Origin of the sequence: uncultured Cyclobacterium sp., from assembly GCF_963976465.1 — a bacterium.
GTDB lineage: Bacteria > Bacteroidota > Bacteroidia > Cytophagales > Cyclobacteriaceae > Cyclobacterium.
In genome coordinates, this window is sequence record NZ_CAXBOC010000108.1 from 1 (window position 1) to 12,653 (window position 12,653).

Annotated in this window: 7 protein-coding genes and 1 pseudogene; all 8 read left to right on the forward strand. The window is 39.9% G+C overall.

The window, feature by feature from the left end; genetic code table 11:
* A pseudogene (locus tag AAC037_RS08195) lies at window positions 1–964 on the forward strand (SusC/RagA family TonB-linked outer membrane protein); the annotation flags it as partial.
* Between the two features lie 29 nt (window positions 965–993).
* On the forward strand, window positions 994–2,694 hold the full coding sequence (locus tag AAC037_RS08200; RefSeq protein ID WP_339902524.1) for a RagB/SusD family nutrient uptake outer membrane protein: 1,701 nt from the start codon (window positions 994–996) through the stop codon (window positions 2,692–2,694).
* Between the two features lie 242 nt (window positions 2,695–2,936).
* Complete coding sequence (locus AAC037_RS08205; protein WP_339902525.1) at window positions 2,937–3,623, forward strand: hypothetical protein; 687 nt, start codon at window positions 2,937–2,939, stop codon at window positions 3,621–3,623.
* On the forward strand, window positions 3,613–4,155 hold the full coding sequence (locus tag AAC037_RS08210) for an alkaline phosphatase D family protein (protein WP_339902526.1): 543 nt from the start codon (window positions 3,613–3,615) through the stop codon (window positions 4,153–4,155). The genes AAC037_RS08205 and AAC037_RS08210 overlap by 11 nt, the downstream gene beginning before the upstream one ends.
* Window positions 4,156–4,944: 789 nt before the next feature.
* Entirely contained in the window at window positions 4,945–5,703 is a 759-nt protein-coding gene (locus tag AAC037_RS08215; RefSeq protein ID WP_339902530.1) for an alkaline phosphatase D family protein, read from the forward strand.
* A 291-nt stretch (window positions 5,704–5,994) separates the two neighbouring features.
* On the forward strand, window positions 5,995–9,063 hold the full coding sequence (locus AAC037_RS08220; RefSeq protein ID WP_339902527.1) for a TonB-dependent receptor: 3,069 nt from the start codon (window positions 5,995–5,997) through the stop codon (window positions 9,061–9,063).
* An 11-nt stretch (window positions 9,064–9,074) separates the two neighbouring features.
* Complete coding sequence (locus tag AAC037_RS08225; protein ID WP_339902528.1) at window positions 9,075–10,643, forward strand: RagB/SusD family nutrient uptake outer membrane protein; 1,569 nt, start codon at window positions 9,075–9,077, stop codon at window positions 10,641–10,643.
* A 359-nt stretch (window positions 10,644–11,002) separates the two neighbouring features.
* The gene (locus AAC037_RS08230) at window positions 11,003–12,466 is read left to right on the forward strand and encodes an alkaline phosphatase D family protein (RefSeq protein ID WP_339902529.1); all 1,464 of its coding nucleotides are present in this window, start codon (window positions 11,003–11,005) and stop codon (window positions 12,464–12,466) included.
* Window positions 12,467–12,653 lie beyond the last annotated feature (187 nt).

A 12,653-nucleotide genomic window follows, 5' to 3' on the forward strand; every position in this document is an offset into this window, starting at 1 on the left:
AGGGGTTGATTTTGCAATTCTTGGAAATAGGATCAGTGGATCTATCGATTATTACAACAACGAGACCACCGACTTATTGTATCAGGTAGACATACCCGGCATCAGTAGGTTTGAAACTTTTCCGGATAACCTCGGCCGAATTCATAACCAAGGGCTGGATATAGCCATCACCACTGCCAATATTAGGAAAAATGATTTGACTTGGGAAAGTACTTTTATGTTTTCAAGAAACAGGAACGAACTCAGAGAATTGCTGGGTTTTGACCTTGATGGTGATGGGGTAGAGGATGATTTGGTTTCTGAAGGATTGTTTATCGGATATCCTTTGGATGCGATCTTTGATTATTCCATCAATGGGTTATGGCAGCTAAATGAAGAAATTCCTGTTTACTCTGATCTGGGGGCCTACAAGGTCGTGGATATCAATGGAGATGGAGAAATTGATCCGGCAGATCGTAGCATCATTGGTTACGAAGAGCCTTCCTTCCGCTTTAGTATCAACAATACCCTTAACTATAAAAATTGGACCTTTAGACTTTTTATCAATTCTATTCAAGGTGGCAATTCAAGGTATTTAGGGATGGACAATATCAATAGTTGGCAAATCATCAATCAGGAAAATCACTTCAACAATGACTTTCCTTTGGGCTTGGATTATTGGACGCCGGAAAATACCGATGCAATTTATGAGCGCCCCAATATTAATATTTCCAGTGGAATAGCTGGTACCAGGTACATCCCTAGAAGTTTTGTAAGACTTCAGGATGTTTCACTGGCTTATAATTTTCCTAGGGAATTATTGAATAAGTTAAAAATTCAAAACCTTAAGGTATTTGTGAGTGGCAAAAACTTGTATACCCTTACCAAATGGCCCGGCTGGGATCCTGAAACCGGGCAAAATATTAACCGAACAGGAAGGCCCGTACTTAAGGGCTATTCCATGGGGTTAAACCTTGGGTTTTAATGATTTTTTGGCCATTAAATTTAAAAAGTATGAAAACGATAAAAAATAAATTCCTAATATTAATCGTATGCCTTCTTGTTATTGGTTGTAATGAGGATAGTTTTTTGGAGGAGGTTCCTAAGGATTTTCTTTCTCCGGAAATTGCTTATGTTACCGTCAATGATTTTGATGCTGCAGTGCTAAACCTGTATGCACAGGTAAGAAATGAATTTTTTTCAAGTGATAATCAAAACCGTTTTCCTGCCATTTCCTGGGATGGTACGGACATGGTATATGCCCATAAGAACTTTGGAACAAGACCGGATTGGGGAGGATCATTGCTACTTCCCACCAATACAAGTCTGGTGTATGGAGCCATGTGGAAACCTGCTTATCGCATTATCTATGATGTCAATGTAATCATAGGCAGATCCGAAGGTCCTCAGAGCCAATTAACCGCCGAACAAAAGAAACGCACGCAAGCTGAAGCTGCCTTTTTTAGAGGTTATATGTACAAAATGTTGGCCAACCTTTATGGAGATGTTCCCATAGTTTTGGAGGAAGTAACTTCACCAAGAAGAGACTTTGTTCGTTCCAGCAGAGCTGAGGTGTATGAACAAAGTGCTGCTGATTTATTATTGGCTGCCCAAGAATTACCTGATGTGGATGATGTGGACAATTCCAGAATCAATAAACTGGCAGCTTACCATTTATTGTCTGAGGTTTATATTTCTTTGGGTAGGTGGCAGGAGGCCGTGGATGCAGCTTCACAAGTTATTGATCATCCCCAAACTGCATTGATGACCGAAAGGTTTGGCTCAATGGTGGATCATCCTACCTTAGGAGGGGATGTTTACTGGGACTTATTCAGACAAGGAAACCAAAACCGAATGTCAGGAAATACAGAAGCCATTTGGGTATTGCAGTACGAATTTAATGTTCCCGGAGGAAATGATGGTTTCCAACTGGAAAGGACAGTAATTCCAAGGCTTTGGCAAGCCAAAATAGCCAATAATGATGGCTCCGTTCACCCATTGATCCCTTATCCTAATACCAATTATTACGGCAGAGGATCAGGATTCATGAGCCCTACCCGTTATTTGTATGACAATATTTGGAGGAAAAGTGGCTATGATCAAGACATGAGGAATTCGGAGTACAATATTGTAAGGGATTTTATTGTTAATAATCCAAGCTCAGATCACAATGGAAAATGGGTTTTCAAAGACAATGTACCCATAGCCCTAAGTTCTGTAAATGATACCACAAGGAATTTCTTTCCGGTATTTGCAAAAGCTTCCGTCGTCGGTCAACACCCAACGGAATTGTACCATAACGATCAGACTGTTCCCGGCTCACTTACCAATTCAGCCAAAAGAACTTTTAGAGACAGGTATGTCATTCGCTTGGCAGAAACTTATTTGTTAAGAGCAGAAGCCTACCTTGGGATGGGGGATAAGGAAAATGCTGCTGCAGATGTAAATACGGTAAGGAGTAGGGCTCAGGCCCCGGCCCTAAGTCCTGAAGATTTAGACATTGACTATTTATTGGATGAGCGCTTGCGTGAATTGCATTATGAATCCTTTCGCTTGCTAACACTTACCAGATTAGGTAAATTGGTGGAATGGACCAAAGCCAAGAATCCATGGGTAGGAGATTTGTACCAAAGTCACAATAATTTATGGCCCATACCTTTCAATGAAATTGAAAAAAATATTGAAGCGGATTTAGGTCAAAACCCGGGCTATTGATCCATCAATTCTTAGGCTGAAACAGTACTGATCAATCCTAAGTCGGTATTATTGTCCAATTGAGGCAATAATACCGGCTATTTCCATTGGTGTTTATCACACTTCAACCCGGATTTTGGAATTGAATTTCTTGAGCTTTCTCAAGGACTGTTATAATTGATTTCAGTACGAAATAGATTTTCTATTTCCGGTTCAGGGAAAAGCCATAGTAAGCGAATATTGAAACACATAATTTAATTAATATGAAAGTGTCAAAAAGAAGATCCTTTTTAGGGAAGTTTAGTTTCCTCCTATTCTCCTTTTTTGTGGGGAAGGTGAAACCCTTGATTGCTAAGGGAAACCCATTTGGCTTGAACAAAAGCAAAGGGAAGCTGTATTTCCCGAATGGCTTTAAAGTGACGGAAGTATCAGCCACGGAAGCCATTGTTTGGACCAGGCTCAGCCATAGTGAAAAATCGAAACCAATTACACATAAAAAGGCCAAAACAAAGCCTAAAGCCAATAATTACTATCCTGTTGATTTTGATGAAAACCAGCCGGTAAAGAATATGGATGGGGCCATTGCAGGGGCAAAAGGAAAGGTTAGAATAAAATACAAGACAATGGGGGAAACATTAATATCAGATTGGTATGAAACTGACTCGATTGATGATTTTACCGCCCAAATACCTTTGTCAAAGCTTAAAGCAGGTGAACGTTATTCCATTGAATTAGAGGCCATGTCAGAAGATGGTTCAGATAAGTCGACTGTGCCAGGTAGTTTTAAGACTGCTTATGATGCAGAAGAGGTTAAGCCGGTAAACCTTACCACTTCCACCTGCCAATATTTCTGGAATTATGATGATGCCGAGCGGGGTTTCCAAACTTATGATGCCATGGCAAAGTTAAAGCCGGATTTTTTCGTTCATACAGGTGATTATGTGGGGTAAGGATTTACAGATTTGGCTTGTGGAGGGTAGGGAATACCGAAGTCCTAAAGAAATACCGGAAGGAAAACCTAGAACAATTTGGGGGGATGAGCAAAAGAATTGGTTTATAGATACCATAGAAAGTTCTGATGCCACTTTTAAAATCTTGTTTTCTCCCACCCCTGTAGTAGGACCTGACAGAGAGAAAAAACGAGACAATCATGCCAATAATCTATTTGAAGAAGAAGGCAATTGGTTAAGAGGGTTTCTATCCGGTAAAAAGAGTGTTTTTGTGGTCAATGGGGACAGACATTGGCAGTATTTTTCCATAGATGATGCCACAGGATTGAGGGAGTTTGGGGCGGGGCCGGTATCCGATGCACAATCAGGAGGCTGGTCCCAGGAAGATAAAAGGCCGGAACATCAGTTTTTGAGAGTTAAAGGTGGGTTTTTGGGCATCAAAGTATTCCGTGAAGCAGGCAAGCCTAAAATTGATTTCACCCATTATGATGTTAAAGGAAATGTTATGAATCAAGAAGAATTTGAGAATTAAAATGCATAAATTTCAAAAATAAATGTCAAGATACGCTACCTATAACTTTGCAAGCCAAATGAATGGTCACCTTCTGATTAAAGCTTTGTCAAAAAGCCTTATTTTGTTTCTACTCTTGTCTTTCACTGTGATGGCACAGGATTTTGGTGAACAAGGGCACTCGATGAATAAATTAACAGACAATCGAGACATCCTTTCCTTTTGGGGAACTACCAAAGAGGCCGATAAAAAACTGTATGAAGAGGCTTACAAAGTTTTGTCGGCCGAAAAACAGGCTGATTATTCAGAACTAATGAAGTCCGAAGCCTTTAAAAAATTAGCTCAAGACCAAAATCGAAAGATTTTAGCAGGCCCTATGCTTGGTCAAATCAAACCAACAAGTGCTTCTGTTTGGGTAAGGACTTTAAGTCCTGCAAAAGTGGAGGTAAAGGTTGAAGGGAAGGAAGGTAATTTTATTTACGGTCCGGTGTATACCTCTACAGCAACTGATTTGGCAGGCCTTGTAGAGATAACAGGATTGAAACCTTCCAGTCGGTATACTTACAAAATCATAATCAATGGAGAGGAAGTTTTACCGGAGCTGAAACAAAGCATTGCCACTTTGCCGGATGTTAATCAAGGTGAAGAAGTAAAAATAGCCTTTGGTTCCTGTCCGCACCGCTGGGGCTTAGGAAACCATACTTTGTTGGAGCAGATCCAAGAGAGAGGTAACCAAGCAATGCTGTTTTTAGGTGACATTGCTGTTCAGGATAGAAATGATCATTTGGGAATGCACAGAGCTGATTATTTATTAAGAGATTTTTTACCAGGCAGGGCTTTGTTGCTCAAACTCCCGTTTATGCTTCCTGGGATGACCACGACTATTTTGATAACGACAAGGCCGGTATACCTGAAGGGTACTCAGAAAAAGGGCGTAGTGGTGTCAGAGAAGTATTCAAGCATTCTTGGGTCAACCAATCCTATGGGGATGAAGCTATTCAAGAGGGGATATTTACGAGAGATAGAATAGGTCCGTTTGATATCATCATGACAGACAATCGTTATTTTAGGACCGGAGAAAAAGGCTCATTTTTAGGCCCTCAGCAGATGGATTGGCTTAAAGAACAATTATTGGATTGTGAAGGGCCTTTTATTATTCTGTCTTGTGGATCTATGTGGAGTGATTATGTGTCCAATGGCAAAGATTCATGGGGCGTAAATGACCCCGAAGGAAGAGAAGAGCTATTTAGTTTTATCGAAGAGAATAAAATCAATGGTGTCCTGCTTATTTCTGGAGATAGACATGGGGCCAGAGGCTTTAGAATTCCAAGAAAATCTGATTTCGGTTTTTATGAATTTGAAGCTGCAAGTTTAGGAGCGAGAGTTGGTCCACCCGCCATAGATCCAACCTGGGATACCCAACTCTACGGGATTGATGGACAATTTGCTTTTGGAGAATTCACCTATCTTCCTTCTGGTAAAGATCCCTCCGTAGTTTTTCGTTTGGTGGGAGAAGCAGGTAATATTATCTATGAAAAAACCATTCATAAAAGTGAATTGGCACCTTGAAATTTAGGCTCCATTAAATAAAAAATTCTCTAGTTGACCTTATACTGTTTAGAATAGCTCCTGCAATAGGTATGAAATAATTCCGATTATTTAATAATAATAACCATTGGTATTATATAGTATAATATTATATTAGTTTTTTTATAAATTATGGGGTGAAAAATCTATTTTATTAACTAAAAATTAAAAATTCAATTGTAAATGTAAAGTCAAATTATTGGATTTTAATAAAGGAGTAAGTACAAACTCTTTTTAAAAGCCACTTAGTTATTCATTCAAAACAATAAACCCATGAGAAAAAAAATTACAAGCTACCAGTTGGTATGGCTGTCTGTGTTTGCTGTGTCTTTATTGTACACACATTTTCAGGCAAGTGCCTATGCAACAATCCCTAGTCTCAATTCATCTTTTAAAATTGAGACTACTATTAATGATCTTACCATTCCGGCATCCATCAGTGGAACAGTAGTAGATCAAAACAATTCCCCCATTCCCGGTGCAACAGTTATTGTAGTAGGAACCAATACCGGAACCGTTACAGATATAGACGGTAAATTCACTTTAGATGCTTCTCCCGGTCAAGTTATTCGGATATCCTTTATTGGCTTTGAATCTGTGGAAGTGACTGTTGGCAATCAAACAGAATTAAACATAACCCTAATCGAGGATACCTCTTCCCTTGAAGAAGTGGTAGTGGTGGGCTATGGTACCCAGCGAAAAAGTGATTTGACGGGTGCTATTTCTTCTGTTACAAGTGAAGACCTTAAAGAAACCCCCGCAGGCAATTTTTTGGAACAATCCCAAGGTAGACTTGCCGGTGTAGACATCGTAAGGGCCAATGGATCCCCCGGTTCTCCTGTTCAAATTAGAATTCGAGGCAATCGATCGATTAATGCAAGTAATGAACCGCTCTATGTGATTGATGGAATTCCTACCAATGCGAATATCAATGATTTTAACCCCAATGATATCGCATCTATGGAGGTTTTAAAAGATGCAAGTTCTGTGGCCATTTATGGGTCAAGAGGGGCAAATGGCGTGGTCTTAATTACCACAAAGAAAGGTAAAACGGGTAAGGCGGTCATTAGCTATGATGGCTATTATGGTGTTAAACAACCGATTGAAGACCTGAATTTAATGGATGGAAATGCCTTTGCGGCCTATTCAAGAATTGCAAGGGGACACGATGGAGATGATTCATCATTCGACAGTAATTTTCTTGCACCCTTAGAAATTGAGAATTTACAAGCGGGTAGATTTACCAACTGGCTTGATTTAGCCCTAAGAACTGGCAGTCAACAAGATCATCAGGTATCTGTAAGTGGGGGAACGGACAAAGTAAATTATTATGTTTCGGGCTCTTTTTTCAAAGAAGATGGTTATATACCGGGTACTGATTTCGAAAGAACAGCCATAAGGGTTAATCTTGAATCAAAATTAACAGATAAACTCAAAATGGGCCTTAGTGCCACGGTAAGTTTAAGTGAAAGGAATCAAATGTCAAGTGCACCCTTCTCAAATTCCATTGGCTATTCCCCACTTGTAGGGCCATTTGATGATGAAGGTAATTTTCTGGCTTTTCCCAATCCTAGGGAGGGGCTATTGTCCAACCCTTTGTTAAATTATCAACCTTACCAATATGTCGATGAAACCAGAGGACATAGGATTTTTGCCAATTTATATGCAGAATACCAATTCAATGACAATTTAAAACTCAGAGTAAATTATGGTCCAGACTTCAATCTAGCCAGAAGAGGTAGGTACGGAGGTATGTTGGATGGCAACATTAACTCAGGGTCTATAAATAACCAAATGGATTTTGCCTATACTCAAGAAAACATCCTTACCTATGATAAAAGTTTTGGAAAACATGCTTTGAACCTTGTAGGATTATTTTCGGTACAGTCTAGCAGATTTGAAACTTCATCCCTATCAGGACAAGACATTCCTATAGAAAAATCCTTGTTTTATGACCTGGGCAGTTCTTCGACCATTACAGGAATTGGTAGCTCTCTAGGAGAATGGGGACTCACCTCCTATATGGGAAGGGCTAATTACCGCTTTGATGACAAATTTCTGTTTACCCTTACAGGTAGAGCTGATGGATCTTCAAGGTTAGCAGAAGGTAATAAGTGGGCCTTTTTCCCCGCCTTTTCTGCAGGTTATATTTTATCTGAAGAAGAATTAATGCAGGGGTCTAAAATTTCCTTTTTAAAGGTTAGAGGTGGATATGGTGAAGTGGGCAATACTGCCATTTCTGCTTATCAGACCCTCGGTGGACTGGAAAGAACCACATATGTTTTTGGGTCTACTGCTGCCTTTGGTTATGCCAATAATTTAATTCCAAATCCAGATTTGAAATGGGAGATTTCAAAAACCATGAATTTAGGTCTTGATTATGGCTTGTTTGAAGACCGAGTTAATGGGAGTCTGGAATATTATATTACCAATACCAGTAATTTATTGCTGAACAGATTACTGCCTATCACTTCAGGTTATAACTCTGTACTGCAAAATATAGGAAGTACTAGGAATTCAGGTTGGGAATTGTCTGTGAATGCAAACCTAATCAATCAACCTACAGGCCTAAGATGGGATGTGAACATGAATGTGTTTTCAAACAAAGAACAAATTACAGAGCTTTTTGATGGAGACAGTGATGATGTAGGAAACAGCTGGTTTATTGGTGAGCCCATTAATGTGTTTTATAATTTTGAACAAGGGGGCATCTGGCAAATGGATGAGGCAGATTTAGCCGCAGATTATGGGCAGCAACCAGGTGATATCCGCATCAATGATGTAAATGGAAGAGGGGAAGACGGTGAACTTAACAAGCAGCCCGATGGGAATATTAATTCAGACGACCGAAAAGTCTTGGGTTCCACCGTACCTAGCTGGTCCGGAGGATTGACCAATAGATTTAGCTATAAAAGCTTTGACTTGTCGGTACTCGTGCACGCCAGAATGGGCCAAATGCTGAATAGTGGTTACCATAATTTGGGAGGCAACAACTGGCAAGGCAGATACAATGCGATAACCATGGATTATTGGACCGTCGATAATCCTACCAATGCGATTCCTAGACCAAATGCCGGTGAAGCACCATTGTATGCCTCTGCAGTTAGGTATTTTGATGGTTCTTATATTAAAATAAGAAACATTGCATTAGGATATAATTTTGATCCCGTATGGATTAAAAAATTGGGTTTAACCTCAGCAAGGATTTACTCTACAGTTAATAATGCATTTATATTTTCTCCTTATAAAACAGTGGATCCGGAAACTTCCAATGGCAATGTTGGTGGAGGTAGTCCTCTCACCACAGCCTCCTATATTTTTGGAATTAATTTGAAATTTTAATTGACGAAAACATGAAATATTCTCATTTTATAATTAGTTTCATTTTGGGCTTGTCAATAAGTTCGTGTAATGAAATATTGACGGAAGACCCTGTTAGTTTGGCAACCTCTGATAGTTATTATGTAACAGAGAGAGGAATTGAAGATGGGCTAAAAGCATCCTATACAACCCTAAGAAGGTTTTATGGGCAGCAAAACGGGTTTTTCTTAACGGTTACCGGTACTGATATTTTTACCAATGGGTTTGGGGGAATTGCCAATAATCCTGATATCAATAACTATTCTTCAAATTTTCTAGGTACTAATTCCACGGTAACCAATGTTTGGAATGCCCTTTATGTGGGGGTAAACCAATGCAATACCGTAGTGAGCAAAATCCCTGATGTCACGGGAATTTCTGAGGAGCGAAGGAAGGAAGTGGAAGCAGAGGCTCGGTTTCTGCGTGCCCTTTACTATTTCCACTTGGTACAGCAGTGGGGGGATGTGCATTTTACTTTGGAAGAGACAAAAGGTGTGGAAACAGAGGCCAATAAAACCCCTGCAGCCACCATTTATGAAAACGGTATACTTCCGGATCTAGAATTTGCTGTGGAAAATTTACCGCCAAGTGCAGGGGAACAGGGTAGGGCTTTTAAAGGAGCCGCCGAAGCCATTTTAGCACGGGTCCACTTGACATTAGGTAATTGGGCAGCTGCCGAGGCCTTGGCCTCCAATGTGATCACGAACTATGATTTTGAACTGGTTACCCCTTATGCTGACTTGTGGGATATCAATAACGATACCAACAAGGAATTTATCTTTGATTACACCTTCAATCCGGCCATGGTTAGAGATGTCGAAAATGGCCGACCTTTTCAGCGATTTTTGCCGACAAATTACTTGTTTAGTCTATACGATAGGGATATTGATGCACGTTGGAACGGCTCATTTAAAACCGTTTGGTATGCCAATATCTCCGCTGAAATCAATGGACACCAGGTAAACCCCGGAGATACAGCGATTCATATAGTCATGGAACCTGTTCCGGATGAAGTCAAAATGGCTGCTCCCTATTGGATCATTGATTACAAAGGAAATTGGATAGGAGATGTGAATGCCTACCAAGAAATTGGAACAAACCAGAGAAGAAATTATCCTTCCTTATTGAAGTTTTTAGACCCACTGCGTCCGAGTACCAATGAAACAGCAGGACGTAGGGATTTTCCTGTGGTAAGATTGGCAGAAATGTATCTGATAGCCAGTGAGGCTGCCTGGAGACAAGGAGAAGCAGGAGCTGCGGCTGATTATATGAATGTGTTAAGATCCAGGGCTGCTATACCCGGAAAAGAAGCAGAAATGTTGGTTGATGCCAATGACATTAATTTGGATTTTATTTTGGAAGAACGGGCAAGAGAATTGGTAGGAGAGAAGCACCGCTGGTATGATCTGAAAAGGACTGGTACTTTACTCGAAAGGGTTAGGGAATATAACCTGGATGCCAATCCCAATATAAAAGAAATGCATTTGGTGAGACCTATTCCTCAAACACAGATTGACAGGGCGAGTAATCCTGGCGAGTTTGTGCAAAATCCGGGGTATTAATCCACTTGGACAAGAGCCTCTCGTAATAGAACGAGAGGCTTTTTTTCTTTATTAGAAATAAGCTATTTTTAACAGGCATCTCCATGTACCCTTTTCATAGGATGGGAATAGAGAATCAATAGCGCACAATGTTACTTGGAACTGGAGAAAAGACAAAGGGAGTCATTCTATCGATACTTTTGGCAGCATAGAAAATGGTAGGGAAGTGTTGAGTTAAAATTAGTTTTATCAAGCAAAAATGGTTTTTAGCTTAGAGTTGGTTTGTTTAAGGCAATAAGATTGAGTTAGGTCAACCTATTAATAAAGTAGATCTAAAATTTTATATTTGGTGGCAACCCCATAAAAATAATCAATAAAATATGAATTTGAATAGAAGACGAAGTTTTGTCAAAAAAGTCCTTGCCGGACTTGTGACTTTTACTTTAAGCCCAAAAGTTGTTACCAAAGCCGGTCCGACAACTTTTAATTTAAATACCAAAGGACCCTACTTTACCAATGGATTTAAAGTCTCAGAAGTTGGGAAAAACCAATGCATGCTATGGACGAGATTGTGTGCTCAAGCTGTTCCCAATCCGGTGAGACATGAACGTAAAGAGAAAGTTTTTAGACACCCCATTGATTTTGATGAAAATCAGGAAGTAAGTAAAATGGATGGGGCAGTGGCAGGAGTAGAAGGTGAAGTAAGGGTAATAATAAAAGATAAAAAAGGGAGAACTATTTTCACTTCGCCTTGGGAGAAAGCCACATCGGACAATGATTTTACCGTTAAAATTCGTGTTACAGGGCTTAAGGAAAACAAAGATTATATAATATTATGGGAAGCCAAGGCATTGGATGAAGCGAAGGTGACCAAGGAGAAAGGTTCCTTTTCGACTGCCCCCGGTGATAGTGAGGCGGTACCGGTCCTATTAACCACTTCTACTTGTCAGTATTTTTGGAGTTTTGATGACAAAAGAAGAGGGTTCCATACTTATGACAGCATGGCCAAGCTAAAACCTGACTTTTTTGTACATACAGGTGATTATTTATATTATGACAAGCCGGGTCCCTTGGCTAAAAATATAGAGAAAGCCCGTCACAAATGGCATGCGATGAATAGCTGGCCTTCTTTAAGGGACTTTTTCAAGAAAGTACCTATTTTCATGATAAAGGATGATCATGATGTTTTGAAAGACGATGCCTATAAAGGCAAAGGGCCCTTTGGAGATTTGACCTTTGAGGAGGGGGTAAAACTTTGGTATGAAAATGTTCCAATAGAAGACAAACCTTACCGTACAGTTCGCTGGGGTAAAGACCTGCAATTATGGATGGTAGAAGGAAGAGAATACAGGTCTAGGAATGATATGGAAGACGGGAGTGAAAAAAGTATCTGGGGCAAAGAACAAATTGAATGGTTTACAAAATCTGTAGATGCATCCGATGCAACTTTCAAGTTGCTATTTACAGCAACCCCGGTAGTGGGGCCGGATAGGGATGGTAAGAAAGACAATCACGCCAATAGTAATTTTAAAAATGAAGGGGATTGGCTTAGGCAATACTTATCAGAGAAGAAAAATATGTTTGTTGTCAATGGAGACAGGCATTGGCAATACGTTTCCAAGGATTTAGAGACGGGATTGATGGAGTTTGGCTCCGGACCGGTAAGTGATTTTCACGTCCAAGGATGGGATGCTGAAGATGTTCGTCCCGAACACCAATACCTTAATTTAATAGGAGGTTTTTTGTCTATCCAAGTGGATAGGTCATCAGGCAGTCCTAAAATTAGTTTCCACCACCGAGATGTTGACGGAAAAATTATGCATGAGGAATCCATTGTCGGATAGAGAACAAATGGATATTATTTTTAATTTTAGGCCTGTCAATTAAAAAAGTACGAAAGATATCATATAAAAGGTTAGGGTGAGGAAGCCAAATCAACATAAAGAAGCTGAGTTAGTTTTTCTGTTAAAGCAGGGGGATAAGTCCGCATTTGAGGAGATATACCATCGGCATATAGACAGAATGTTGACT

What these genes read in the sequence shown, in the direction of transcription:
- AAC037_RS08200 (WP_339902524.1), top strand. Translation starts at nt 994, where the DNA reads ATGAAAACGATAAAAAATAAATTCCTAATATTAATCGTATGCCTTCTT.
- AAC037_RS08205 (WP_339902525.1), top strand. Translation starts at nt 2,937, where the DNA reads ATGAAAGTGTCAAAAAGAAGATCCTTTTTAGGGAAGTTTAGTTTCCTC.
- AAC037_RS08210 (WP_339902526.1), top strand. Translation starts at nt 3,613, where the DNA reads ATGTGGGGTAAGGATTTACAGATTTGGCTTGTGGAGGGTAGGGAATAC.
- AAC037_RS08220 (WP_339902527.1), top strand. Translation starts at nt 5,995, where the DNA reads ATGAGAAAAAAAATTACAAGCTACCAGTTGGTATGGCTGTCTGTGTTT.
- AAC037_RS08225 (WP_339902528.1), top strand. Translation starts at nt 9,075, where the DNA reads ATGAAATATTCTCATTTTATAATTAGTTTCATTTTGGGCTTGTCAATA.
- AAC037_RS08230 (WP_339902529.1), top strand. Translation starts at nt 11,003, where the DNA reads ATGAATTTGAATAGAAGACGAAGTTTTGTCAAAAAAGTCCTTGCCGGA.